This window comes from Paenibacillus cucumis (ex Kampfer et al. 2016), assembly GCF_019748695.1.
Classification (GTDB): Bacteria; Bacillota; Bacilli; order Paenibacillales; family Paenibacillaceae; genus Paenibacillus; species Paenibacillus polysaccharolyticus.
In genome coordinates, this window is the sequence record NZ_JACLIC010000023.1 from 337,647 (window position 1) to 363,241 (window position 25,595).

A 25,595-nucleotide genomic window follows, 5' to 3' on the forward strand; every position below is an offset into this window, starting at 1 on the left:
TGCTATCCTCAAAATGATTCAAAGCGAAAGCTTTGATATTTTGCAGGATAGCTTTTTTTGTATGCTTTGTGCGCATGATATGAAGATTAGCTATAAATAAACTATAAAGCTTTGGCGGAAGACTGCCAAAAGGAGTGGGCAAGATATGGAATTTACGAAAATGCACGGACTAGGCAACGACTTTATCGTTGTATTTGGTGAAAAACAGCTTCCAGCAGATGCGGCTGAACTTGCGGTAAAATGGTGCAATCGGTTCTTCGGTATCGGAGCAGATGGTCTGGTTTATATACTGCCTTCGGAGAAGGCGGATTTTCAGATGCGCATCATGAACTCGGACGGTTCTGAAGCGGAGCAATGCGGCAACGCGATCCGTTGTGTGTCCAAGTATGTATATGACCATGGGCATGTTGATCGCGAGCAGATTACGATTGAAACGATTGGTGCAGGGGTTCAACCTGTAACTCTTAATATCCGGGATGGCAAGGTAGAGACCGTAAGGGTAGACATGGGCGAGCCGATTCTGGATGGTCTTCAAGTACCTACCACAGTGGATGCGAATCCGGTGGTCAATCACAACATTGAAGCGAATGGACATGCATTCAAATTCACAGCGGTGTCTATGGGCAACCCTCACGCGGTCATCTATGTCGAGGATGCGGTGAATTTTGATCTGACAACATGGGGGCCATTGCTTGAGGTTCACCCGATGTTCCCGAAAAAAATTAATGTTGAATTCGCAACGGTACGCGACCGCGGGTATGTAGACATGCGTGTATGGGAGCGTGGCGCTGGTCCGACACTGGCTTGCGGAACAGGCGCTTGTGCAACGCTGGTATCCTCTGTACTGAATGGTCATACAGATCGTACTGCGGTAATTAGCCTTAAAGGCGGGGATCTGAACATTGAGTGGAACGAGGCGGATAACCACGTCTATATGACGGGACCAGCCGAAGTTGTTTTCAAAGGATTTACTTCATAGTTTCTTGAAAAAAAGTAGAAGGTTACACGGAAGAGGCCTGCAGGGCCTCTTTTTTTATCCAAATTAGACAAGATGTTACATGCTGTCCGGTCATCAAGGACGAATTCAGCACATATTTCGCAGGAATGTCCACTGGAGTCGGACATACAGTAAATACCTGTGTTTTTCTTCGTTTTTAAGCATTCTTTGTGTTACATTAGTATGAAAACGATCACAGTCAGGCGGGGGGAAACGGGATGAAGGCAGATTTACGTACAGCGATGAAGCAACGTGTCCTTGTTGGGGATGGGGCCATGGGGACATTTCTATATCAAATGGGATTTCCGGTAGGGATATCTTATGAAGAGTTGAACTTAATTTCACCTGAAGTTGTGGCTGATGTGCATCGTCGTTATCGTGATGCAGGCACGGATATATTCGAGACCAATACGTACTCGGCTAACTTTGACAAGTTGTCTAAATTTGGGCTAGAGTCCAAAGTGGAGGATGTGAACCGTGCGGGCGTACGCATCGCGAAAGAAGTGGCAGGGGCAGAGGGCTACGTTCTGGGTGCAGTAGGTTCGATTCGCGGCGGCAAACGGACAAATGTGTCTACTAGTGAATTGAAACGCTTCTATCAACAGCAGATTTTTGCGTTACTAGACGAAGGCGTAGATGGCATCTTGCTTGAAACGTTCTATGATATCGAAGAGATGGATATCGCTCTTTTGCAGGCCCGCAAGCTGAGCGACCTGCCTGTGATTGGACAATTCGCGGTAGAGGATGTAGGCCATACGCTGGACGGTTACACGATGCCTGAAGCATTTCGTATCATGCGCGAACAGGGGGCTGACGTCATCGGTTTCAATTGCAGGTCTGGTCCGAACGGGATCATGCGTGCGATGGAAACCGTTTCTGGACGTATCGGTGTTCCGATGTCCGTATATCCGAATGCGGGTGCGGCGGACTATGTGGATGGTCAGTTCCGTTACGGTGCAACACCAGAGTACTTTGGTCAGACTGCAATACAGTTTGCGGATCTTGGTGCACGTATTATCGGCGGTTGCTGCGGTACAACGCCGGATCACATCACTGCGATTAAAGAAGCGCTTGCGGATTACGTACCTCAGCCGATTGCTGAACCTGATCCTGCCGAGATTACGTCACGCATTGTACTTCATGAGAATGTGGATGAACGCGCAGGACGAGGGGGCCAGCCAACCATTGTTGATCTGGTCAAACAACGCCACACGGTCATTGTAGAGCTTGATCCCCCGCGTGATTTGGATATTGCCAAGTTTATGAAGGGTGCCGAAACATTGAAAGCGGCAGGGGCGGATGCCCTTACGCTTGCTGACAACTCCCTTGCTGTAACACGTATGAGTAATATGGCACTCGGACATCTGGTGCAGGATCGCACAGGACTTCGTGCACTTGTGCATATTGCCTGCCGTGACCGTAACTTGATCGGAACTCAATCCCATATGATGGGATTTGATGCACTCGGCATTAACCATGTGCTTGCCGTTACGGGCGACCCTGCAAGGTTTGGTGACTTGCCTGGTTCAAGCTCCGTGTACGATTTGACATCGTTTGAAATCATAAGAATGATTAAACAACTGAATGATGGTGTAGCCTTTTCGGGTAAACCGTTGAAACAGAAAGCCGGCTTTGTTATTGGAGCGGCCTTCAACCCGAACGTGAAACATCTGGACAAAGCGGTACAAAGGCTTGAGAAGAAAATTGCCTCCGGGGCAGACTATATTATGACTCAGCCGGTGTATGATCCGGAATTGATCGTGGCGATGCGTGAGGCAACCAAACATCTGGACATTCCTATTTTCATCGGTATTATGCCACTTGCAAGCGGCCGAAACGCAGAGTATCTGCACAATGAGGTTCCAGGTATCCAGCTTTCCGATGAAGTGCGTTCACGGATGGCAGGACTGGAAGGTGAAGAGGGGCGTGCCATGGGAGTGACGATTGCAAAAGAGCTACTGGATGTAGCTACAGAGCACTTCAAGGGCATCTATCTGATGACTCCGTTTATGTTCTATGGCATGACGGCAGAACTGACTCAATACGTCTGGGAGAAATCGGAGCATCAATGTCCTACTTGTTTCAACCCTAATAATCAATTACAATAGTAAAACGGATGTGATGCCGATGTCATTCAGTATGACCGGATACGGTCAATCCGCCTTTCATTTTGGCGGCTACAAGGTACAATTGGAGATCAAATCAGTCAATCATCGTTATTGCGAAGTGATGATGCGTTTGCCGAGAGAGTGGACGTATTATGAAGATGGTTTGAGAAAGATCGTACAGGGCCGCTTGAAGCGTGGGCGGATTGATGTTTATGTAATGAAAGAAAAAGAGGAAGACCAGGCTCTCCCCGCTGTTCTGAATGAGCAGGCGGTCAGGGCCTATCTGCAGGCTGCAGAGCGGCTTGAGTCTCAATTTGGAATGCAGGGCAAGCCAAGTATTGTGGATATGCTAGGTTTGCCGGATGTCATGGTTCAACCGGATGGGACAAGCCCCATCCAAGAGGAACAAAAAGACGAGTGGGAGCAGGTTCTGCAGGCTGGGTTGAACGAAGCTCTGTCCAGTTTGGAGCAGATGCGCGCTCGTGAAGGTCTTCATCTGGCCAATGATCTGGAACGGCGGATTACCCGTCTGGAGTCACTACACACCGAGATGCTTGCACTTGCACCCACTGTGGTGAGCGATTACCGCAACAAGTTGAGACAGCGTCTTACGGAGTTACAGGAGGACGGCTCTTTCCCTTTTGATGAGCATAAATTGGGTATGGAAATCGCAGTCTTTGCTGATCGTTCCAACATTGAAGAGGAGCTTACGCGTTTACTCAGCCACTTTGGACAATGTAGAGAATTGTTGAAGAGCGAGGAATCGGTAGGCCGCAAGTTGGACTTCCTGATTCAGGAGATGAATCGCGAGGTTAATACGATTGGATCAAAAGCCAACCACTTGGCTCTGGTGAACCGTGTTGTCGAGATGAAAGCGGAGCTGGAGAAGATTCGTGAGCAAGCGGCGAACATCGAATGAACGGCTAAATTTCGGCAAAAGAGTCGCATGTATAGGGGGAAGAACCTGATTATGGCAATCAAACTCATTAACATTGGATTCGGTAACATCGTATCGGCGAACCGGATTATATCCATCGTGAGTCCGGAATCGGCGCCGATCAAGAGAATTATACAAGAGGCTAGAGATCGTCACATGCTGATTGATGCAACGTATGGAAGACGTACACGTGCCGTAATCATTACGGATAGTGATCATGTTATTCTGTCTGCAGTTCAGCCTGAAACGGTCGCCCATCGTCTTTCCTCGAAAGATGATGATAACGACGAATAAAATGGAGTGTAATATGTCTAAGGGATTACTGATAGTGTTGTCCGGCCCATCTGGGGTCGGGAAGGGTACAGTATGCAGTGCGTTGCGCCAACGGGTGCCGAATCTGACTTATTCGGTTTCAGCAACCACTCGTCAGCCACGTTTGGGTGAAGAGCATGGAGTGAACTATTTTTTCCACTCTCATGATGAGTTTTTGAGAATGATTGCCGAGGATCAACTGCTGGAACATGCAGAGTATGTGGGCAATTATTACGGCACTCCGCGTAATTTTGTGGAGAAAACGATCAACGAAGGCCGAGATATTATCTTGGAGATTGAGGTTCAGGGTGCACTTAAAGTGAAGGAGAAATTCCCTGAAGGAATTTTTGTTTTCCTGCTTCCTCCTTCTTTGGATGAGTTGAAGGATCGTATTCAAGGACGGGGCACGGAAAGTCAAGCGACGATTGATCACCGGATGTCTGTAGCAGTCGATGAGATCAATCTGCTCGAGCACTATGACTATGCCGTGGTTAATGATGAGATTGATTCGGCTTGCAAACGAATAGAAAGCATCATTATCGCCGAACATTGTAAGATCAATAAATAATCCCTTTTGCCGCCGCGTACAGCGATATTCATGGGGCAGTTGTCATATCATGTTAAGGTTGAGGTTCATTCTGGACTGCTGCTTCTACGTGAGGACACGCAACATCAGGTTCTGTCCGGCGGCAACTTGTGATTATACTAAAGCAAAGAGGTGTTTTGTTAATATGCTGTATCCTTCAATTGATGAAATGATGAACAAAGTTGACAGCAAGTATTCCCTGGTTGTTGCTGCTTCCCGCCGTGCGAGACAGCTTCGTGAAGGCGAAAAAACAGAGCTGAGAAACGCAAAGTCCCATAAACAGGTTGGCGTTGCTTTGGAAGAGATTTATGGTGATCACCTTGTTGTGATTAAAGGGCAGGACGAAGAAGAAGAGTAAGCCCCAGGGCTGCTCTTCAACTGCATACGGCGATAGCCGAAATCATTTTGACAACCGAAAGGTTGTTATTTTTTTACGAATAAGCCTTGATCATATAGATGAACTTGTATTGAACTTGTATTGATGTCTTAACATTATCGGGGGATATTGAACATGTTGAACGGTAAAAAAATCGTGCTTGGCGTAACAGGGGGCATTGCAGCTTATAAAGCAGCAACATTATGCAGCAAACTGGTGCAAAAGGGAGCGGATGTTCACGTCATCATGACCGCTTCGGCGACACAGTTTATTACCGAATTAACGCTGCAAACGTTGACCCGAAACGCAGTATATACAGATACATTCGATGAACGTGAGCCAGCGGTGGTCTCTCATATTAATCTCGCAGACATGGCTGATTTGGTGCTGGTCGCTCCGGCAACAGCGAATGTCATTGCCAAGATGGCACACGGGATGGCTGACGATATGCTAACTACGACCCTGCTTGCTACTACTGCACCAGTGATGATTGCTCCTGCCATGAATGTGCACATGTATGATCATCCGGCGGTGCAACACAATATGAATCTGCTGGCTGAACGGGGCACATTGATGATTGAACCGGGTGAAGGACTTCTGGCTTGCGGATATGTAGGCAAGGGGCGCCTGGAAGAACCGGAGACCATTGTGGATGTGGTAGAGCGTTTTTTTGCACAGCGTGGTGCGGTATCGGTAAAACCTTCAGAACAGACCTGGTTTACAACTGTTGCACAAGGTGGTGCGCAGCCAGGAACTCAAGAGTCGTTGCACAGCGTGATGTTAGGGCAGGATTCGCTCTTAAATGGTAAAAAGGTCGTGGTTACCGCTGGCGGTACGATCGAGCGCATTGATCCGGTTCGTTATATTACGAATGATTCATCCGGAAAAATGGGATTTGCCATCGCCACTGTTGCACGGGATCTTGGGGCTGATGTGAAGCTTGTTATGGGGAATACACAGGCACAGCCGCCAGAAAATGTAGAGATCATACCTGTACAGTCTGCCCAGGACATGTATGAGGCAGTATCCCGTGAGTGGGATGGTGCGGATATCGTCATTAAGGCAGCCGCTGTGGCTGATTATCGCCCGAAAGAAGTTTACATGGAAAAAATCAAGAAAAAAGGCGACACGTTGTCGCTCGAACTTGTGAAAAATATAGATATTTTGGAGACGCTGGGTAAACGGAAAACCCATCAGTATTTGATTGGTTTTGCTGCCGAGACCCAGTCGCTCGAGATGTATGCACGTGAGAAACTGGAACGGAAAAATTGTGATCTGATCGTAGCCAATGATGTCACCCGTTCGGGAGCAGGATTTGGAACAGACACCAATGCGGTGCATATTTATGACCGTGATGGGTTGGTAGAGGAGCTTGAGCTGATGTCCAAGGAAGAAGTGGCACATCGTTTGCTCCGAATTGCGGCGGAGCGCATTGCCGGGAGGAATTAGAAGATGGAGATTGCCAAGGTCATTGTCGATGTGCCTGTGAAGCAGACCGACCGGCCTTTTGATTATCTGGTGCCCGACTCCATGAAGGAATGGATTGAGGTGGGGAGCAGGGTAGGTGTACCTTTTGGACATCGCACCGTGCAAGGGTTCGTCGTTGATCTGGTTCCCCGTACGGGAGAAGAATCATTTAAGCTAAAACCTATTCAGGAGCTACTGGATATCGTGCCGCCACTATCGAAGGATCTGGTGGAACTGGCGGAATGGATGAGCGAGCGATATGCGAGCAATCGGATTTTGTCCTTGCAAGTGATGGTGCCAACCGCGCTGAAAGGAAAAGCGGAGCGCTACATTTCGCTAGGTGATGCACTGGATGGACATGTTGGAGGTGAATCTTCTAACGAGGACGTTCTGTTTATGTGGGGAGAGGAATCGACAACCGAGAAGGTACAGCAGGATATTATCCGTTTTGTCAAAAGCCGGGGGCAGGTTCCGCTGCAACAATTAAGCCGAAAATACCCCAACCATGCAGCCTTGATCAAAAAGCTGTTGCTCGGCGGTGTGCTTTTGGAAAGTCAGGCGATTAAGGATAAGCTGAATAAAAAAACGATGAAGTCCGTAAATCTGGCTGTGGATATCGCTGTCGCGGAAGAAGCGTTGTCTTCGTTCCCGTCAAAGGCACAACGGCAGAAGGAAATTCTTTCTTTTTTGCTGGAGATGAAGGATTTGCTGCCCATGCCTTTGAAGGAAGTATTGTCTACGCTTCAAGTTTCGGCAGCAACGATTAAGGGGCTTGAGGAAAAAGGCTTGGTTGTAACAGAGGACGTGGAAGTATTCCGCGATCCGTATCAGGGAAGACGTTTTAAACCGACAGAACCACTGAAATTGACAGACGAGCAACAAGGCGTATACAGCAGTATCAACGGTCGGTTGCAGGAACAGCGTCATGGTGTATTTCTTTTGCATGGTGTTACCGGAAGTGGTAAAACGGAAGTATATCTGCAGACGATTCAACAGTGCATCAATCAGGACAGACAGGCCATCGTGCTGGTGCCCGAGATTGCTCTTACTCCACAGATGGTGGAGCGCTTCAAAGGACGTTTTGGTGATCAGGTTGCGGTCATGCACAGTCGTCTTTCCGGCGGTGAACGTTATGATGAATGGCGTAAAATCAGGGAAGGTCAGGTGAAAGTTGCGATTGGTGCCCGCTCTGCGGTATTTGCTCCATTCAGCCGTCTGGGACTGATTATTATGGATGAAGAACATGAGACTTCCTATAAACAGGAAGAAACGCCGAAATACCATGCGCGTGATGTAGCTGTCAAAAGAGCGCAACAACATCAGGCCGTGGTGGTTCTGGGTTCGGCTACGCCTTCGTTGGAAAGTTATTATGCTGCGCGTTCGCAAAGCAATGATGATTTTGCTCCTCTCTTGCTTGAAATGCCTACAAGGGCGCTTGGCAACAATCTGCCAGCTGTACGAATCATCGATATGCGTGAAGAACTGAAGGATGGCAATCGTTCCATGTTCAGCAGAGCGTTACACAAAGGGTTGGAAGAGCGCTTGGAGCGCGGAGAACAGACGGTGCTGCTGCTGAATCGGCGCGGATATTCAACCTTTGTGATGTGCCGAAGCTGTGGATATGTGGCGGGCTGTCCTGAATGTGACATCTCTTTGACATATCATCAGCGTTCCAACAATTTACGCTGTCACTATTGCGGGTATGCAGAAGCGGCGCCCGAAACGTGCCCGGATTGTGGAAGTGAGCATATTCGCTACTTTGGTACAGGAACGCAACGGGTTGAAGAGGAACTGGCCAAGCTGTTTCCAGGGATACGAGTAATCCGTATGGATGTGGATACAACAACGGAGAAAGGCGCGCATGAGAAGCTGTTAAAACAGTTTCGGGAGAAAAAAGCCGATGTGTTACTTGGAACCCAGATGGTTGCCAAGGGGCTCGATTTCCCTGATGTGACGCTCGTTGGAGTCATCACCGCGGATTCAGCTCTTAACTTGCCTGATTTCCGTGCTGCCGAGAAAACCTTCCAACTGCTGACACAAGTGGCAGGCCGAGCGGGTCGCCATCAATTACCGGGTGAAGTATTTGTACAGTCTTACACGCCAGAACACTACTCCATTGGACATGCAAGCCAGCATGACTATGTATCCTTTGTGAAGGAGGAATTGCTACATCGGAGAAATTTACAGTATCCGCCATACTGTCGTCTGATTCTGGTAACCTTCTCCCATGAACAACTTCCTGTACTGATTCGATTGGCTGAAAACTATACCCGATTGCTGAAAGAAAAGGCGAATGCTGCTGGATGGCTGGGCAGTCTGGACCGTTTCAGTAACGAAGCCTTTGATGTGCTTGGGCCTGTAGCTTCTCCAATTCCAAGGATCAAGAATAGATACCGATTCCAATGTATGATAAAATGGCGTGGGGATGTGGATGCCATCGGCCTGGCTCTGGCAACGGCCCGGCACATGGACGATGATGTTCAGGCCCAGAAGCTGCTCATTAGCCTTGATGTAGATCCGCAGATGTTAATGTAGACATTTTATAGCATTTTGATGCGAAAATGTGGATGTGAACAAGCGGTATAAACATAGATTAAATGAACAACGAAATAGAGATTATTGCCTAGAAACTATGATGAGAATTGGGAAGGTGCTTACAACATGTCGATTCGTATTATCGTTAAAGAACCAGATGAGGTGCTTCACAAAAGAGCCAAGGAAGTTACCAAAGTTACACCTAATGTGCAAAAGTTGCTTGATGATATGGCAGACACGATGTACGACGCAGAAGGGGTAGGTCTTGCAGCTCCGCAAGTCGGTATTTTGAAACGTTTGATTGTGATTGATGCAGGAGATGAGCAAGGGCTGATCAAAATGATTAACCCGGAGATCATTTCCAGTGAAGGAGAACAGTTCGGACCTGAAGGATGTCTGAGTATTCCTGGAATTAACGGTGATGTTCGTCGTTTTGAGACAGTGACCGTTAAAGGCCTCGATCGTGAAGGTAAAGAGTTGATTATTACAGGAACCGGTTTGCTATCCCGTGCGTTTCAGCACGAAATTGACCATTTGGACGGTGTGCTCTTCACAGATATCGCTGAAAAAGTATATGAAATTACCCCAGAGCAAACTGGACCGCGTCGCAATTAAGGAGTGATCGATTTGAATATTGTCTTTATGGGAACACCTGAATTTGCCGTTCCTTCTCTGGATATGTTGATGGCGGAAGGATACCATGTGGTAGGCGTGGTAACACAGCCGGATAAACCGCAGGGAAGAAAAAAAGTGCTTACACCTACACCGGTTAAGGCCGCAGCTGAACGCCACGGTCTGCCGGTGTTTCAGCCTGTCAAACTTCGTGATCCGGAAGCGGTAGCCCGCCTTGCGGAATGGAAACCGGATTTGATCGTCACTGCCGCATTTGGACAGATTCTTCCCAAAGCGGTGTTGGATATGCCGGTTCGCGGCTGTGTGAACGTGCATGGATCTCTTCTGCCTAAATATCGCGGAGGCGCTCCGATACAACGTTCTATCATTAACGGAGAATCCGTCACAGGGGTCACGTTGATGTATATGGCAGAAGGTCTGGATACCGGGGATATGATCTCTCGTGTGGAAGTACCAATCACGGATGAAGATACATCCGGCACGATGTTTGTCAAATTAAGTGAGGCCGGCTCCAAGTTGCTCCAAGCGGAGATGCCACGTCTCATCGCAGGCGAAACGACAGCTGTTCCACAGAATGATGAGGAAGCTTCCTATGCTCGTAATCTGACACGGGAAGACGAGAAGATGGACTGGAATCGTACATCCCGTGAATTGTTCAATCAGATTCGTGGTCTTGTTCCTTTTTCGGGTGCATTCACGATGTGGGATGAACAGGTATTTAAAGTTTGGGCAGCGTGCAATCCAGATCAGGTGGCGAATGAAGCTTCATCTGTTTCCAGTGCTGGACAAGCCGAGCCTGGAACCGTGTTGCAATTGAACAAATCAGGCATAGAAATCAAGACAGGCAATGGTTCTTTGTGGCTGACAGAAGTACAACCCGCTGGCAAAAAAGTAATGCAAGCTGCTGACTTTGCTCGCGGTGGAACATTGAAACCTGGTATGGTGCTGCGATGAGTACTTCAAGATCAGGACATTCTTCAGGAAAAGAACGCAAAGGAGCAGGCAACGGAAACGCAGGAGGCCCCGCGAATCTTCGTCAGACTAGCAAAGGCTCTTCTGCTAAGGGAAGCCAGACTCATGATCGTTCGCAGAAACCGAAGACATCTGCTCGTGCACTCGCTGTCAAGGTACTGAGTGCGGTGGAGCAGGACGGAGCATACAGCAATCTGGAACTGAACCGCCGTCTCAAAGAAGCAGATCTTAGTTCTGCTGATGCAGGACTCGCTACGGAACTGGTGTATGGAACGATTGCAAGACGAAACACGCTGGATTATTATCTGGAGCGTTTTGTTGCCAAAGGAACAGCAAAGTTACAGCCTTGGGTGCGTAGTTTGCTTCGGATCAGTGCGTATCAATTGATCTACCTGGATCGAATTCCGGAACATGCCGTCGTCAGCGAAGCAGTGAACCTGGCTAAGAAACTTGGTCATCAGGGAATCTCAGGTATGGTTAACGGTGTGCTGCGGAATATGATTCGAAACAAGGAGCAGTTGCATGTTCCCTCGCATCTGCCGGTAGCTGAACGGATCTCACTGGAGCATTCTCACCCGCTGTGGATGGTGGAGCGGTGGATTGCTCAATATGGGGAAGAGACAACTGAGGCCATCTGTCGTGCGAATAATGAACCTCCAGCAGTGAGTATACGTGTGAATACGACGATGACAACACGGGACAAGCTGATGGAGGAAATGGTAAGCTCGGGAGCTGTGGTTGAAGCTTCGCATCTTAGCCCAGATGGCATTCTGGTTCGAAGCGGTGGCAATATGGCTCTAACGTCCTGGTACCGCGATGGGCTTTTCTCGGTTCAGGACGAAAGTTCTATGCTGGTCGCTGAAGCCGTAGCGCCGGAAGAGGGACAAAAGGTGCTGGACTGTTGTGCAGCACCTGGCGGCAAGACAGCTCATATCGCAGAGAAAATGCGGGACCGTGGACGCATTATAGCTAACGATGTTCATGCCCATAAACGCGAGCTTATTTTGGATCAGGCTGAACGTCTTGGATTAAGCTGCATTGATGCGGTAACCGGGGATGCGCTTGATCTAGACAAGCGATATGCCGAGTCTTCGTTTGACCGGATTTTGCTGGATGCACCTTGCTCAGGTCTAGGAGTCATTCGTCGCAAGCCGGATGTGAAGTGGACTAAATCCTCATCCGACATCGAAGATATCTCCAGTTTGCAACGAGAACTTCTGGATTGCGTTGCGCCATTGCTCAAACCGGGTGGCATTTTGGTATACAGCACGTGTACCATTGAATCGGCAGAGAACGAGGATATGGTAGCGGACTTTTTGGATCGTCATCCAGAGTATAAGGCTATCGAAACATCCGCATGGTCACAGCCAGGAAGCAGGGAATGGAAGGCTGTGAATGGTGGTGTTCAGATTTTGCCACAATACGCTCACAGTGACGGTTTCTACATCGCAAGGTTGACAAGAACGGTCAATTAAACGTTTAATAGAGCACTAAAGGAAGGCCGCCGAGGAAAACCCTCGGCGGATTTCTTTGTGAGAGGCCACTTGGTGATTACTAACTCGTTTATAAAACGATGTCAGGATGCGATGGTAACAGTGAGATGTTATAATGCATGAAGAACGGGTCTCCAGGGTATACATGGATGTAAAGTGCCGTTTGTGATAGAATAGGACGAATGCAGTAAAACGATGGAAAGCAAAAGAAGTGCAAATGAAAAGAAAAAAGGAATAGGTGTTGAAAACAAAATGAAACCTTTTATATACGATTTTTCCCTGGAGCAACTGCAGCAATGGGCTGTGGAGAACGGGGAACCAGCGTTTCGCGGCGGTCAGATCTTTGACTGGATTTATGTGAAACGTGTTAATGATTTTAGTGAAATGACCAATCTCTCCAAGACGCTACGCGAGAAGCTCGCAGAGCAGTTTGAATTCGTAACTCTTAAGGAAATTACGAAGTTCGAGTCCAAGGATGGCACGGTGAAATTCCTATTTGGTCTGCATGATGATCATGCGATTGAAACGGTTATTATGAAACATAACTACGGGAACAGCATCTGTGTAACAACGCAGGTTGGTTGCCGGATTGGTTGTACGTTCTGTGCATCCACGCTCGGGGGACTGAAACGTAACCTGACAGCCGGGGAGATCGTTGCTCAGGTTGTACAGGCTCAGAAAATTCTGGATGAGCGCGGTGAACGTGTCAGCAGCATCGTGATCATGGGTTCGGGTGAACCATTTGAAAACTATGAAGCAACGATGACGTTTTTACGGATTATGATTCACGAAAAAGGTCTGAATATTGGTCAGCGTCATATCACTGTCTCTACAAGTGGAATCGTGCCGAACATCTACAAGTTTGCAGATGAAGACACGCAAATCAATCTGGCTATTTCGATTCACGCACCAAATGATGCCTTGCGTTCGAAACTGATGCCGGTGAACCGTCGTTTCCCATTTGATGATGTGATGGAGTCTCTCCGTTATTATCTGGCCAAGACAGGCCGAAGAATTACGTTTGAGTACGCATTGATCGGCGGTGTGAACGACCAGCCGGAGCATGCGGCAGAACTGGCAAGTGTGCTCAAAAACATGTTATGCCATGTCAACCTGATCCCGGTTAACCATGTGCCTGAGCGCAAATATGTTAGAACATCAAGAAGTGATATTTTTAACTTCCAGAGAATTCTCTCGGAACAGGGAGTTAATGTAACGATTCGCCGTGAACAGGGACATGATATTGCTGCCGCTTGCGGCCAGCTTCGTGCAAAGCATATGGAGTTGAGGTGAGAGCGTTTTGATCAAAACAGTTCATGTGAGCCATATCGGACGAGTACGTTCGGTGAATGAAGATTCAGCCTGGATTCGGAATCTGGATACAGGATATATTCTGGGAATCGTTGCAGACGGCATGGGTGGACATCTTGCTGGTGATACGGCAAGCCGCCTTGCAGTGGAGACGTTGGTACAGGATCTGGCAACACTTGAGCCAGGTTTGTCCCATGCTTCCTTGTCAGCTGCGCTTAGCGATGCGATTCTTCATGCGAATGAGGTCATATTCCGCACTGCATCCACGGACGATAAGTATCATAATATGGGGACGACAGTTGTCGCCGCTCTGTTAAATGATGCGGAAGGTGTGATTGGACATATCGGGGACAGCCGTGCATACAAAATTGCAGGTAAGGAAGTATTCCAGCTGACCGAAGACCACACACTGGTGAATGAATTGTACAAAAATGGTCAGATTAGCAAGGAGGACGTATCTCACCATCCACGTCGCAATGTGCTTACCCGGGCACTTGGCACAGATGCTGAAGTGAAGGTGGATATGGACGCTGTTCGATTGGAAGAGGGGGAAGTACTGCTTCTCTGCAGTGACGGACTCAGTAACCTGGTCAGCAATGAGCAGATTATTCAGGTTGCAGGCAATCTTGACCTTCCACTGGAAGATCGTGCAGATCGACTGCTACAGCTGGCATTGCTTGCTGGAGGAGACGATAATATCACTGTCGCTTTATTTGAGCCTCAGCAGCAAGACGCCCCACAAGTGGAAACGGGGTGTGAGTCATGATTGGGCATCAGCTAGGCGGACGCTATGAAGTCATTGAGCGTGTCGGTGGTGGCGGCATGGCTCTGGTTTACAAAGCCCAGGATTTGCTCTTAAACCGAAATGTGGCAATTAAAGTGCTCAGACAACAGTTTGTTCATGATGAAGAGTTTATTCGCCGTTTCCGGAGAGAGGCACAATCAGCTGCATCGCTCTCACATCCGAATGTCGTCAGCATCTATGATGTGGGTCAGGAAGATGACGTTCATTATATTGTTATGGAGTACGTTGAAGGCAAAAATCTAAATGAAATTATTAAGGAACGTGCGCCTTTGCAGGTCGACGAAGCGGTACACATTGCTTCTCAGATCGCGGATGCACTGGATCACGCCCATCATAATCAGATTATTCACCGGGACATTAAACCGCATAACATATTAATTGGCCGGAATGGCCGGGTAAAAGTAACAGATTTCGGGATCGCGCGTGCTGTTACCTCTACAACGATCACACAGACTGGCTCTGTCGTGGGCTCAGTACATTATTTCTCACCAGAGCATGCCAAGGGTATTGTGACTGGAGAGAAGTCGGACTTATATTCTCTTGGAATTGTACTTTATCAAATGCTTACAGGACAGCTTCCATTTCTCGGGGAAAGTCCGATTAGTGTAGCCTTGAAACATTTGCAGGAAGAGTTTGATGAACCACGCAAATTCAATCCGCTCATTCCGCAAAGTGTGGAAAATGTCATTCTGAAATCCATGCGTAAAAATCCGCAGGAGCGATATCAATCTGCGAAAGAAATGCAGCATGATCTGGAAACATGTCTCATGCCAGAGCGTCGCAATGAGTCCAAGGTTGATTTTCCGGATGAGGATGACATTGATCAGACACGTGTAATGCCAGCCATCAAACCGGAACCGCGTGGAATGAAGTCTACTGGAGCGGTACCTGTGATGGAAACAGATCAGGAACAGAACGCAGGTAAACCGAAGCAGAAAAACTGGAAAAAACCAACGCTTATCATATCCTTGACGGTTCTTATCCTGATCGCCATGGTCGGAGTGGTATGGTATGTCAAAGGTATGCTTGTTGTACCTGAGGTAACGGTGCCTAACGTAGTCAATCAGACAGAAGAAAAAGCCCGCCAACTGCTGGAGGAACAGGGCTTGGTGGTGAGCAATGAAGTCATTCGACAGTACAAAGAAAATGTAGAACCAGGCATTGTCTTTGACCAGAGCAGGAATGAAGGCGATGTGGTCAAAAAGGGCACTGAGGTTCAGCTAAGTGTTGGCGCTGAAAAAGAATTGGTGAAAATGATTGATGTTAAAGGTATTCCATATACAGAGGCCGTCAAAAATTTGACTGCACTCGGTCTTAAGGAAGACCAAATCAAACGTAAGGACGAGTTTTCCAATGAAGTTCCTTCAGGTGAAGTCATTTCTCAGACACCAGGTGTGAACGAAGAATTTGATCCTGAAGCTGTTGAGATTGAGTTAACCGTAAGCAAGGGCACTGAAACGGTCAAAATGCCTGATCTGAAAAATCATACGCGCAGTGAAGCAGAACAGATGCTGAAAGAGAAGGGACTTGTGCTTGGACAGGTACAGGAGGAATCCAGCTACACTGTAGAAAAGGGAAAAGTTACCCAGCAATGGCCTGTGGAAGCAGGAACCGATGTGAATCCTGGCGACAAGATCACGATTTTTATCAGCACAGGATATCCGGATCAGGCTCTGGAGTATTCTTTTAATATCAATGTATCACCAAAAGAAGCAGGGAAAAACAGTAAAATTCGTATCACCTTTGAAGATGCACGCGGCAAAAATCAGGAGTGGGGCACACGTACAATCAATTCCGCTCAAGTCTTGACGATACCGCTTGTACTCGCACCGAATGAAAATGGCGCTGTGTCCGTTTATCGTGATGGTAAATTCCTGGATACGTATGTTGTGTCTTACAGTGAAGCGAAGAACGGTACAGTGAATGTACCTTCCATCGACCCTGAACAGAACACGCAAGCACCGCCAGCCAATACCCCTGATCCAGGGAATGGCGACAATGAAGGCAGCGTAGATAGTGGTCAGGAAAAAGAACCTGACTCCACCCCGGCTGATGGAGAAGGGGATAATCAGGAAGGCGACACTTCAGCAATGAAGACGGATAAAGGTCCAGGCAAGCATAAAGAGGATAAGAAAAAAGGAGTTATCAACGCATCAGGCCGTCCATAAGGACGGCTTATGCTGACGTAAGGAAAGAATATTACTCATCTGAAGGAGGGCGACGGAGCTGTGCCAGAAGGTATCATCGTTAAAGCGTTAAGTGGTTACTACTATGTCATGCCGGTAGAAGACAACGGGGTTCCTTCGGTTGAAGGTTCCGCCGTTCAATGCAGAGCCAGGGGGATTTTTCGCAAAAGAGGCACTTCTCCGCTTGTTGGTGACCGTGTAAGCTACATGCTCACGGAGAATGGGGAAGGAACCGTTGATGAGATTCACAAGCGAGAGACCGAGTTAATTCGTCCGCCGGTGGCAAACGTCAGCTTGGCTGTTTTGCTATTTTCGGTCAAAGAGCCCGATATGAACCTGAATCTCCTGGATAAGTTCCTCGTGCATATTGAGCAAGCTGGACTTGATGCCCTTATCGTGCTGACGAAACAGGATTTGATTGATCCAGAAGCTGAGGATCGGAACATCGTGGCTGAAGTGAAGGCGATGTACGAACAGATAGGCTACGAAGTCATATCAACCAGTTCGCGGACTGGAGAAGGCAGTGAGCTGCTTAGAGAACGCCTTGCGGGCAAGATCAGCGTGTTTTCCGGTCAGTCTGGTGTTGGCAAATCATCGATGCTGAACGCATTGATGCCAGGACTCACCCTAGAGACGAGTGCAATCAGCATGCGTCTTGGGCGCGGTAAACATACGACCAGACATGTGGAACTCATTCCACTCGATAATGGCGGATTTGTTGCGGATACACCGGGATTCAGCCAGTTGGACTTTCTGGAGATTGGTGTGGAGGAATTATCCACATGTTTCCGAGAGTTTGCTCAGTTTGCTGATCAGTGTAAGTTCCGTGGTTGTACACATACGCATGAACCAGGTTGTAAAGTGCTGACAGCCAAGGAGGAAGGTCTGGTCTCCGAAAGTCGATATCAGCATTATGTTCAGTTCCTGACAGAAATGAAAGATAAGAAGCGGAGGTATTAATATGATTAAAATTGCCCCATCAATATTATCGGCTGACTTCGCCAAATTAGGTGCAGAGGTTGCCGAAGCACAAGCAGCAGGCGGAGATTGGATTCATGTTGACGTTATGGACGGGCACTTCGTTCCTAATATTACACTCGGTCCTGCTATTGTTAAGGCCATTGCACCTCATACAACATTGCCGCTTGACGTTCATCTAATGATTGAGAATCCGGAACGGTACGTGGAAGAGTTCGCTAAAGCCGGCGCAGCGGTGATTACAGTTCATGCTGAGGCGTGCGTGCATCTGCACCGTGTCATTCATCTCATTAAAGAGCAGGGAATTATGGCAGGCGTTGCTCTTAATCCTGGTACTCCAGCAAGTGCAATTCAGGAAGTACTGGACGATGTAGATATGGTTCTTGTCATGACGGTGAATCCTGGTTTTGGCGGACAAGCATTTATTTCCGGTACGATGAACAAAATCAAGCAGATTCGTACATGGCTGAACGAAAGAGGACGCCATGACGTACATATCGAGGTAGACGGCGGTATTGCTGCAGATACAGCTCCACTCGTTGTGGAAGCTGGTGCTGATGTTCTGGTCGCTGGTAGTGCCGTATTCGGACGTGAAGACCGCGCTGCTGCCATTGCCGAGATTCGTAGCAGTTACGAGGGTTAATTCATGACTTTTAAAGAGACATTGCTGACAATGGCGGGAAGCATGATTACGGGCTTGGTGCTTGCACTGTTTTCAGTTCTCCAGGCTCCATTTAATGCGCTCACGTCATTAATTGGGGTTGCCGTAGTTATCATGTATTTCCGAAAGTTTGATCGGAAGGGACATCGGATTACTTTTGTCATTTTCAGCATACTGTATTATCTCATGAGTGTTTTTATGATCGCTGTTTATCAGTACATCCCTACTCAAACGTAAATGGGCTGATCTCAGGCTTGTCATTGTGGAATAGGGACAGCAGGTTCCGCATAAATATGGTTACATGAGCAGGTTTCTCATGTAGCCTTTTTTGTCGTGTTTGGGTGAAAAAGGCCTGAAGCATAGGATACGGCGGATGCATGAGCATGATGGGGAGGGTGAAGTATGAAATTTTACACATTCAAACTGCCGAAGTTTTTGGGAGGGTTTGTAAAGGCGATCCTGAATACGTTTCAAAAGAACTGATCTGATTAACAGCACAGTTAGTCGAATACCGCCGTTTTGGCTCCACGCTCATCTGGAGAACCAGATCTGTATGATGTGCCATGCGGCGGCCATTCCTGTGTGTTGGACATGTGCTTTTTGGAACACCAAAAAAGCACCTGCAAGGAACAAGGTGCTTTTTGCTTACCCGATTTATAGTAGCTTTGCGTGATTATACGCGAGTCACTTTACCGGCTTTCAGTGCACGGGTGCTTACGTATACACGTTTTGGTTTGCCGTTCACGAGAATACGAACCTTCTGAACGTTTACGCCCCAAGAACGACGGTTACGGTTGTTAGCGTGGGATACGTGGTTACCGGTGCCCGGTTTCTTACCTGTCACATAACATTTGCGAGACATAGATTACACCTCCTATCCTAAAATAACCAGTGCCTTTGGGAGAGACAAACGTCATTCCATAAGGACTTAATTGTTCTTACCTGATCCTAAAGGTCAGGCTTCAGTAGCTAATGGGTTGTTCAAGCCGGCATGGCCGGATCATTTCCATTACTTAACCTGCATAAAACAATACTTAAATATAATATCATAATCAAAAAAGCTTCGTCAACTGATCCAAAAACTTTATTTATTTCTCTTGTCTAATATAGTACAATGTTGAATAGTCCATAATACAGCCATGAATAGGCTGTTGCCGCGGGAAGCCGGAGAAAAAACCGTACGTAGAGGTTGGAGGTTTGCTTTTTTGGCAACGCTGTGAGATGCGGCATTCCATCATTGGCACCAGTCTCCATGCGGCATTCATGTCGGCTTCTGATACCGGTGCATATCCCTATGCCCGCATAACGGGTTGCAGAGAATGCAGGATATTGGTAGCCCGGCCGCCCAGACCGTTTATCCGGCTGACATGTTGTATTATATGCCTGTGCCGGACAAGGTATGGACGAAGAATAACGCAGCCGCGTTAGCGCATGAACAGACCAAATTGATTCTTGGTGCAAGTTGTTCGTGTATCAAGCTAGGAAGGGGAATTCTCACTTGAGTATACGTTCTTTAAATGGAACAGATTTCACCGCAATGGTTCTCGCCGGAGCGGAACAACTAGGGCAGCACGCAGAACATGTCAATTCCCTGAATGTTTTCCCTGTGCCGGATGGTGACACGGGAACAAATATGAATTTGACAATGACTGCTGGTGTTGCAGAGATCAAAAGAAAGAGCTCTGCTTCCATCGGTGAAGCTGCCGCAATACTGTCGAAGGGCTTGCTTATGGGCGCGCGAGGAAATTCAGGGGTTATTTTATCCCAATTGTTCCGTGGATTCAGCCGTTCAGCAGCTCCTTATGAAGAATTGAATACGATTCAATTCGCAGCCGCCCTGCAAAATGGTGTTGACGCAGCATACAAAGCTGTAGTTAAACCTGTGGAGGGAACCATTCTTACCGTAGCTAAAGAAGCGGCTAAACATGCCAGCTACTATGCAAGACGGACGAATGATATCACTGAATTAATGAATGAAGTTCTATTAAAAGCAAAAGAAGCGCTGGCGATGACTCCAGAGTTGCTGCCTGTTTTAAAGCAGGTCGGTGTGGTGGATTCGGGTGGTCAGGGTCTTGTATATATTTATGAAGGTTTTATGGACGTGCTATTGAAAACAGACGGTAGTTCACGTGCCTCACTGCAAAAAGAATCTGCTTCTTCAGCAGTAACACCGGTGAAAACGCCTGCAATCGAGCCAGTTGCAACGAAGGCGGCACAAGTAATTACGCCCGAGATGCCTTTGTCAGCTCAGGCAAGATTGGAAACAGAAGATATTGAATTCCTGTACGACATGGAGTTTTTCATCAATCGTGAGCTTGGTGAGAATGCAGGAGCAACATTTGATGAAGAGTCGTTCCGTAAATCGTTGTCAATAAATGGAGATTCGATCATCATCATTGCAGACGATGAAGTGATTAAGGTGCATGTGCATTCCAAGACACCTGGTGATGTATTAAATCTGGCTTTGAAGTATGGAGAGATTACACAGATTCATATTCTCAATATGCGTGAACAGCACCGGGACCTGCTGAGCGCAGGCATGGATATTGCAGCTTCACCTGATCTCTTTGCTGACATTCCGCATGAGAAGACAAGCACATTGGAAGAAGCGGTGCTTCCGGCTGATGAAATGGCACCTTACGGCTTTATTGCGGTTTCTTCCGGTGACGGCATTGCGGAAATTTTCAAAAGTCTGGGTGTAGATGTGGTGATGTCTGGTGGTCAGACGATGAACCCAAGCACAGAAGACTTTGTAAAAGCCGTTCGTTCGATTGCGGCGGATCAAATCTTTATTTTACCGAACAACTCCAACATCGTTCTTGCAGCTGAACAAGCTCGTGAATTGCTGGAGGATGAGCGTCGGATTACGGTTATTCCAAGCAAGACGATTCCACAAGGGATGGCAGCGGCATTTGCTTTCCAAGAGGATGAGTCTGCAGAAACGAATCGTGAACAGATGCTGGAGGCCATTAGCCGCGTGCAGTCCGGACAAGTGACACATGCCGTTCGGGATACACAATATGATGAACTGGATATCAAAGCCGGAAATTATATCGGAATCTATAACTCCAAAATTGTTGCGACAGATGAGAGCATGCTTCATGCTTGTGAAGGTCTGCTTGGGCAGATGATGGAGAGCGGAGATGAAGTGGTTACGGTTCTTGAGGGGGAAGAGGCTGACGCTGAGATTACTTCTTCTCTTGTTGCATGGCTGGAAGAGCAGTATCCTGACGCGGAAGTCGAGGTACATCAGGGAGGACAGCCCGTGTACTATTATCTGTTCTCTGTAGAGTCCTAATTGCGGTTGTTTCACAAGCCAATCACTATTGATTTTAGACGCTGGACGAATGACTTGTTAAACATGCATGATAGCACTTGATGTGAAGAGGAGGAGAGCCTGTGAGCCACAAGGTTGCGATTGTAACGGACAGTACGGCGGATATTCCTGAGGAACTGATTCGTAAATACGGTATACATGTGGTTCCCTTGCGTGTGTTGTTTGGGGAAGAAAACTATGCGGATGGAGTGGAACTGACTTCGGAGCAGTTTTACGATAAGTTAAGGCAGAGCGCAGTCCTGCCTACGACTTCACAGCCTTCTCCTACCGATTTTATGGATGTGTACCAGCGTTTGCTGGACGAAAACCCGGACAGACCTATCGTATCTATACACTTGTCTTCGGGCATGAGTGGTACGTATCAATCGGCGATGCTCGGCAAGTCTCTACTGGAACGGGAAGCGGATCTAACAATCATTGATTCAAAATCGGCTTCCTACGGGTATGGTCTAATGGTTGTACATGCTGCCGAGCTTGCTGAACAAGGTAAGTCTGTTACTGAGATTGCAGTTGCTGTGAAGGCAATGCAACAATCCCGTAAACTGTTTTTTCTGGTGGATACGCTGGAGTATCTGCAGAAAGGTGGACGGATTGGCAAAGCTTCAGCGATCTTGGGAACGCTATTAAATATCAAACCGATCCTGTCTATCGATGAAGAAGGCGTAATCTACGCCGTAGAGAAAGTCAGAGGTCATAAAAAGGCTATGGCACGTATTATTGAACTGTTCCAGAGGGATCTGGCTGGAAAGCGAGTCAACCTGGCGGTAGGTCATACGGCCGACCCCGCGTCAGCAGAGGCTTGTGCGGAACAGTTACGAGGTCATTTTACATTGAATGAAGTGATCTATACGAACATCGGGGCCGTTATTGGCAGTCACGTGGGGCCCGGTGTTATTGCTATCTTTATGTGGCCTGTTCCGGAATGAGGGATTAGATATGAACTTGGAAGAAATATCAGTCAAGCAAATTAACGGCGTGAGTGCTCTCAAAGAGGGAGAGCTTCACGCCTTTGGCATCTCTAGTGTGAAAGACTTGCTGGAGTATTATCCGTTTCGTTATGAAGATTATCGTCTGCGTTCGCTTAGTGAGGTAAAAGACGGAGACAAAATTACGGTACAAGGTCAGGTTATGGGTGTTCCGGTGTTGCAACGTTACGGTAAAAAGTCCCGTCTGACTTGCAAGATTATGACGGAAGAGTGGATGATTACAGCAACGTGGTTTAACCGCCATTTTCTCAAGGACCAGCTTACACCCAACCGGGAAATTGTGCTTACCGGAAAATGGGAACAAAAGCGTATGCAGCTTACCGTATCTGATTCGGAATTCCCGGATAAAGGCGATGGACGTTCAGGCACACTGCAACCGGTATATTCCGTCACGGGCAAGGTCACGCAGCAATGGATGCGCAAGACGATTAACCAGGGACTGACTCAGTACGGTGAGATGATTCCGGAGATTTTACCACAGGCATTGATTAAAAAATATAATCTGATGCCACGCAAGCAGGCAATAGCCGGTATTCACCGTCCGCAAGATAATCAGGAAGGTCAGCGAGCCAGACAGCGCATGGTCTATGAGGAGTTATTTTTGTTCCAACTTAAAATGCAGGCGTTTCGTGCGTTAAATCGAAACCGAATGGATGGCATGGTACATACAACGGACAATACGACGATTCGAGAGTTTGTACGTAGTTTGCCATTTGAGTTGACAGATGCGCAGAAGAAGGTGGAACTTGAAATATTGCATGATATGCGTTCACCCTATGCGATGAATCGGTTGCTGCAAGGCGATGTAGGTTCTGGTAAAACGGTGATCGCAGCCATTGCACTTTATACGACGGTGCGCTCCGGCTTTCAGGGAGCACTTATGGTGCCAACTGAGATTCTGGCGGAACAGCATATGCGTTCCTTGCAGAAGCTGTTTGAGCCTTTTGGTGTGACGGTGGGTCTGTTAACGGGCAGTGTCAACGGGCGCAAACGCAAGGACTTGATCGCCTCATTGCAGATGGGGATGCTGGATATTGTTGTGGGCACACACGCCCTGATTCAGGAAGATGTCTTTTTCCGGGAGCTGGGCCTTGTGGTGACGGACGAGCAGCATCGCTTCGGGGTGAATCAGCGCAGCGTTTTGAGACGTAAAGGCTTTAATCCTGACGTATTAACGATGACTGCTACGCCGATTCCCCGGACACTTGCGATTACGGCTTTTGGTGATATTGAGGTGTCGACGATATCGGAGCGGCCGAAGGGACGGATTCCGATATCCACGTATTGGGTGAAGCACGACATGATGGAGCGAGTGCTCGGTTTTATTTCGAGAGAGGTAGATCAGGGACGTCAGGCTTATCTGATTTGCCCACTGATCGAGGAATCGGAAAAGCTTGATGTGCAAAATGCGATTGACCTGCATGTGCAGATGCAGCAGAACTTCCCCAAATACAAAGTGGGACTTCTCCATGGGCGCATGACAGCTGCGGAAAAAGAAGAAATGATGCGTGAATTTTACAGCAATGACATTCAGCTACTGGTGTCTACCACGGTGGTAGAAGTCGGGGTGGATGTGCCTAACGCTACTCTAATGGTGATTATGGACGCAGACCGTTTTGGTTTGTCCCAGTTGCACCAACTTCGCGGTCGTGTTGGACGTGGTGCTCATGCATCCTATTGTGTGCTTATTGCTGATCCGAAGACAGAGGTCGGGCAGGAACGCATGAAGGTCATGACCGAAACCGAGGATGGATTCGAGGTGTCACGGCGTGATTTGGATCTGCGGGGGCCTGGCGATTTCTTTGGCACGAAGCAGAGCGGGTTACCTGAATTCCGTCTGGCCGATATGGTGGCGGATTTCGCTATACTGGAGCAGGCTCGGGATGATGTATCTGATCTGATTGCGGATGCTACATTCTGGACGTCTGTTGACTATACACCACTCCGTGATTTTCTTCAGCAACAGCAGGTGTTCAAGGGCGATCTGATCGATTAAGCGCTGGATGTGTTTTAAGGCATGTTTTGTAAAAAGTGACAAGTGAACAAGCCCTCCCGACATATGAATAAGAAGTGAGTTCATTTCTTGGGAGGTGCTGTACGTTTTGGGTTACCAACAATATGGAATTAGTCCGCAGCTGGTGGAGCGGATCAAACTTAAGATGAAAAATCCTGCGGTCAAAGAGCGGATTAAAAAGCTGATCGATGGCGTAACGAAGGCCGATCTGCAGGATAAAGCGAAGGTGCGTCGGCTCATTAAATCGTCGGCAGTCATTATGAATGAGAACTTCTCGCCTGCACAGGAGGAGCAATTTGTTACTTTTGTGATCGCGCAGAAGATTGATCCGAACAATACGTTTCATTTGATTAAGCTGTGGGGTATGTTCAGGTAAGGTTGAATGTGATGGGGTTACTTCAAAACATATAGGGGTTTACACGGGACACTCCGAGTGCAGTACCATCTTCCGAGCGCTGTTATCCCCGGATTTTTTGGAATTACCCTTTATAAGGGTAAAATCCGGTAATAAAGGCGCCCGCTTCGCTTCTTCAGATTGGTTCTGCTCTCTCCGTTAATTTGCAAACTGAATTTTTTGAAAAGCCGCATTACATTCAAAAGAGTATGGTAATGTAAAGAAGGGTGTTTCATCAGTCATGTGTGACTTGATGAAATGCCTTTTTGGATTTTTAGAGAAGATAATTTCTGTTTTCCTCACTTGGAAGGGAAGACCGCGGCATACGAGCGGGGTATTGATAACTTCGCAGTATGAGATGCAAGATGTATTACAGTTACCAGGTTATGTTATTTTTTGATAGATGTAGAGGAAGTTAGATTGGAAATATTTACGATGCTGAGAGGGCACCGGGGACTAGGTTTTTCTAACGATCACCAGAAACGCTATTTCAGCGATATCACACGT

The 25,595-nt window shown here is 47.7% G+C and carries 25 protein-coding genes; 23 read left to right on the plus strand and 2 right to left on the minus strand.

Features of this window, described 5'->3' with window-relative positions:
* Positions 1-145: 145 nt before the first annotated feature.
* From dapF to spoVM, 18 genes are all read left to right on the plus strand, one after another.
* A complete protein-coding gene (gene dapF / locus H7T88_RS14855; protein WP_221789055.1) occupies positions 146-979 on the plus strand; it encodes a diaminopimelate epimerase in 834 nt (277 codons plus the stop codon).
* Positions 980-1,215: 236 nt separating this feature from the next.
* Positions 1,216-3,105, plus strand: coding sequence for a bifunctional homocysteine S-methyltransferase/methylenetetrahydrofolate reductase (locus H7T88_RS14860; RefSeq protein WP_154888309.1), 1,890 nt, complete (start codon positions 1,216-1,218; stop codon positions 3,103-3,105).
* 19 nt (positions 3,106-3,124) lie between these two features.
* Positions 3,125-4,024: a YicC/YloC family endoribonuclease gene (locus H7T88_RS14865; protein ID WP_090923645.1), complete on the plus strand. Its 900-nt coding sequence runs from the start codon at positions 3,125-3,127 to the stop codon at positions 4,022-4,024.
* Positions 4,025-4,075: 51 nt separating this feature from the next.
* The gene (gene remA / locus H7T88_RS14870) at positions 4,076-4,336 is read left to right on the plus strand and encodes an extracellular matrix/biofilm regulator RemA (protein ID WP_006209218.1); all 261 of its coding nucleotides are present in this window, start codon (positions 4,076-4,078) and stop codon (positions 4,334-4,336) included.
* A gap of 13 nt (positions 4,337-4,349) precedes the next feature.
* Entirely contained in the window at positions 4,350-4,922 is a 573-nt protein-coding gene (gene gmk / locus H7T88_RS14875) for a guanylate kinase (RefSeq protein ID WP_154888312.1), read from the plus strand.
* Positions 4,923-5,085: 163 nt separating this feature from the next.
* Positions 5,086-5,298: a DNA-directed RNA polymerase subunit omega gene (gene rpoZ, locus H7T88_RS14880; protein ID WP_090923643.1), complete on the plus strand. Its 213-nt coding sequence runs from the start codon at positions 5,086-5,088 to the stop codon at positions 5,296-5,298.
* 153 nt (positions 5,299-5,451) lie between these two features.
* On the plus strand, positions 5,452-6,765 hold the full coding sequence (gene coaBC / locus H7T88_RS14885) for a bifunctional phosphopantothenoylcysteine decarboxylase/phosphopantothenate--cysteine ligase CoaBC (RefSeq protein ID WP_221789056.1): 1,314 nt from the start codon (positions 5,452-5,454) through the stop codon (positions 6,763-6,765).
* A gap of 3 nt (positions 6,766-6,768) precedes the next feature.
* A complete protein-coding gene (gene priA / locus H7T88_RS14890; protein ID WP_154983138.1) occupies positions 6,769-9,318 on the plus strand; it encodes a primosomal protein N' in 2,550 nt (849 codons plus the stop codon).
* Between the two features lie 126 nt (positions 9,319-9,444).
* On the plus strand, positions 9,445-9,933 hold the full coding sequence (gene def, locus H7T88_RS14895) for a peptide deformylase (RefSeq protein WP_154957711.1): 489 nt from the start codon (positions 9,445-9,447) through the stop codon (positions 9,931-9,933).
* A 12-nt stretch (positions 9,934-9,945) separates the two neighbouring features.
* Positions 9,946-10,905: a methionyl-tRNA formyltransferase gene (fmt, locus tag H7T88_RS14900; RefSeq protein WP_154888319.1), complete on the plus strand. Its 960-nt coding sequence runs from the start codon at positions 9,946-9,948 to the stop codon at positions 10,903-10,905.
* Positions 10,902-12,398 (plus strand): 16S rRNA (cytosine(967)-C(5))-methyltransferase RsmB, encoded by a 1,497-nt coding sequence (rsmB, locus tag H7T88_RS14905; protein ID WP_221789057.1) that lies wholly within the window; start codon positions 10,902-10,904, stop codon positions 12,396-12,398. Before fmt ends, rsmB begins: the two co-directional genes overlap by 4 nt.
* A gap of 270 nt (positions 12,399-12,668) precedes the next feature.
* Positions 12,669-13,709, plus strand: a complete 1,041-nt coding sequence (rlmN, locus tag H7T88_RS14910) for a dual-specificity RNA methyltransferase RlmN (protein WP_090923780.1) — start codon at positions 12,669-12,671, stop codon at positions 13,707-13,709.
* Between the two features lie 7 nt (positions 13,710-13,716).
* Positions 13,717-14,493, plus strand: coding sequence for a Stp1/IreP family PP2C-type Ser/Thr phosphatase (locus H7T88_RS14915; protein ID WP_154888323.1), 777 nt, complete (start codon positions 13,717-13,719; stop codon positions 14,491-14,493).
* Entirely contained in the window at positions 14,490-16,700 is a 2,211-nt protein-coding gene (pknB, locus tag H7T88_RS14920; protein ID WP_221789058.1) for a Stk1 family PASTA domain-containing Ser/Thr kinase, read from the plus strand. The genes H7T88_RS14915 and pknB overlap by 4 nt, the downstream gene beginning before the upstream one ends.
* Before the next feature lie 60 nt (positions 16,701-16,760).
* Positions 16,761-17,678, plus strand: coding sequence for a ribosome small subunit-dependent GTPase A (gene rsgA, locus H7T88_RS14925; protein WP_221789059.1), 918 nt, complete (start codon positions 16,761-16,763; stop codon positions 17,676-17,678).
* Between the two features lies 1 nt (position 17,679).
* Positions 17,680-18,339 carry a ribulose-phosphate 3-epimerase gene (gene rpe, locus H7T88_RS14930; protein WP_090923634.1) on the plus strand — a complete coding sequence of 220 codons (660 nt, stop codon included), beginning with the start codon at positions 17,680-17,682 and terminating at the stop codon, positions 18,337-18,339.
* Positions 18,340-18,342: 3 nt separating this feature from the next.
* Positions 18,343-18,594 (plus strand): hypothetical protein, encoded by a 252-nt coding sequence (locus H7T88_RS14935; protein WP_090923633.1) that lies wholly within the window; start codon positions 18,343-18,345, stop codon positions 18,592-18,594.
* Positions 18,595-18,759: 165 nt separating this feature from the next.
* Complete coding sequence (gene spoVM, locus H7T88_RS14940; RefSeq protein ID WP_019424875.1) at positions 18,760-18,840, plus strand: stage V sporulation protein SpoVM; 81 nt, start codon at positions 18,760-18,762, stop codon at positions 18,838-18,840.
* Positions 18,841-19,030: 190 nt separating this feature from the next.
* Here spoVM and rpmB read toward each other — a convergent pair whose 3' ends face one another.
* Both rpmB and H7T88_RS14950 read right to left on the minus strand, forming a co-directional pair.
* Positions 19,031-19,219 carry a 50S ribosomal protein L28 gene (rpmB, locus tag H7T88_RS14945; RefSeq protein ID WP_024631107.1) on the minus strand — a complete coding sequence of 63 codons (189 nt, stop codon included), beginning with the start codon at positions 19,217-19,219 and terminating at the stop codon, positions 19,031-19,033.
* Positions 19,220-19,445: 226 nt separating this feature from the next.
* Entirely contained in the window at positions 19,446-19,622 is a 177-nt protein-coding gene (locus H7T88_RS14950) for a hypothetical protein (protein WP_186809620.1), read from the minus strand.
* A 45-nt stretch (positions 19,623-19,667) separates the two neighbouring features.
* On the opposite strand from H7T88_RS14950, the gene H7T88_RS14955 reads away from it, so the two are divergent.
* The 5 genes from H7T88_RS14955 (at position 19,668) to H7T88_RS14975 (ending at position 25,070) form a co-directional block, all read left to right on the plus strand.
* Positions 19,668-19,859, plus strand: a complete 192-nt coding sequence (locus H7T88_RS14955; RefSeq protein ID WP_154888327.1) for a hypothetical protein — start codon at positions 19,668-19,670, stop codon at positions 19,857-19,859.
* Entirely contained in the window at positions 19,856-21,655 is a 1,800-nt protein-coding gene (fakA, locus tag H7T88_RS14960; RefSeq protein WP_154983135.1) for a fatty acid kinase ATP-binding subunit FakA, read from the plus strand. Before H7T88_RS14955 ends, fakA begins: the two co-directional genes overlap by 4 nt.
* Positions 21,656-21,756: 101 nt before the next feature.
* Positions 21,757-22,620: a fatty acid kinase binding subunit FakB gene (fakB, locus tag H7T88_RS14965; protein WP_221789061.1), complete on the plus strand. Its 864-nt coding sequence runs from the start codon at positions 21,757-21,759 to the stop codon at positions 22,618-22,620.
* Positions 22,621-22,630: 10 nt separating this feature from the next.
* Positions 22,631-24,676: an ATP-dependent DNA helicase RecG gene (gene recG, locus H7T88_RS14970; RefSeq protein ID WP_221789063.1), complete on the plus strand. Its 2,046-nt coding sequence runs from the start codon at positions 22,631-22,633 to the stop codon at positions 24,674-24,676.
* A 106-nt stretch (positions 24,677-24,782) separates the two neighbouring features.
* A complete protein-coding gene (locus tag H7T88_RS14975) occupies positions 24,783-25,070 on the plus strand; it encodes a stage VI sporulation protein F (RefSeq protein WP_145331903.1) in 288 nt (95 codons plus the stop codon).
* Positions 25,071-25,595: the final 525 nt, after the last annotated feature.

Bases quoted from the DNA above. Each gene is read 5' to 3' on its own strand.
- dapF (WP_221789055.1), top strand. From the start codon at position 146: ATGGAATTTACGAAAATGCACGGACTAGGCAACGACTTTATCGTTGTA.
- H7T88_RS14860 (WP_154888309.1), top strand. From the start codon at position 1,216: ATGAAGGCAGATTTACGTACAGCGATGAAGCAACGTGTCCTTGTTGGG.
- H7T88_RS14865 (WP_090923645.1), top strand. From the start codon at position 3,125: ATGTCATTCAGTATGACCGGATACGGTCAATCCGCCTTTCATTTTGGC.
- remA (WP_006209218.1), top strand. From the start codon at position 4,076: ATGGCAATCAAACTCATTAACATTGGATTCGGTAACATCGTATCGGCG.
- gmk (WP_154888312.1), top strand. From the start codon at position 4,350: ATGTCTAAGGGATTACTGATAGTGTTGTCCGGCCCATCTGGGGTCGGG.
- rpoZ (WP_090923643.1), top strand. From the start codon at position 5,086: ATGCTGTATCCTTCAATTGATGAAATGATGAACAAAGTTGACAGCAAG.
- coaBC (WP_221789056.1), top strand. From the start codon at position 5,452: ATGTTGAACGGTAAAAAAATCGTGCTTGGCGTAACAGGGGGCATTGCA.
- priA (WP_154983138.1), top strand. From the start codon at position 6,769: ATGGAGATTGCCAAGGTCATTGTCGATGTGCCTGTGAAGCAGACCGAC.
- def (WP_154957711.1), top strand. From the start codon at position 9,445: ATGTCGATTCGTATTATCGTTAAAGAACCAGATGAGGTGCTTCACAAA.
- rsmB (WP_221789057.1), top strand. From the start codon at position 10,902: ATGAGTACTTCAAGATCAGGACATTCTTCAGGAAAAGAACGCAAAGGA.
- rlmN (WP_090923780.1), top strand. From the start codon at position 12,669: ATGAAACCTTTTATATACGATTTTTCCCTGGAGCAACTGCAGCAATGG.
- pknB (WP_221789058.1), top strand. From the start codon at position 14,490: ATGATTGGGCATCAGCTAGGCGGACGCTATGAAGTCATTGAGCGTGTC.
- rpe (WP_090923634.1), top strand. From the start codon at position 17,680: ATGATTAAAATTGCCCCATCAATATTATCGGCTGACTTCGCCAAATTA.
- H7T88_RS14935 (WP_090923633.1), top strand. From the start codon at position 18,343: ATGACTTTTAAAGAGACATTGCTGACAATGGCGGGAAGCATGATTACG.
- spoVM (WP_019424875.1), top strand. From the start codon at position 18,760: ATGAAATTTTACACATTCAAACTGCCGAAGTTTTTGGGAGGGTTTGTA.
- rpmB (WP_024631107.1), bottom strand. From the start codon at position 19,219: ATGTCTCGCAAATGTTATGTGACAGGTAAGAAACCGGGCACCGGTAAC.
- H7T88_RS14950 (WP_186809620.1), bottom strand. From the start codon at position 19,622: ATGAATGCCGCATGGAGACTGGTGCCAATGATGGAATGCCGCATCTCA.
- recG (WP_221789063.1), top strand. From the start codon at position 22,631: ATGAACTTGGAAGAAATATCAGTCAAGCAAATTAACGGCGTGAGTGCT.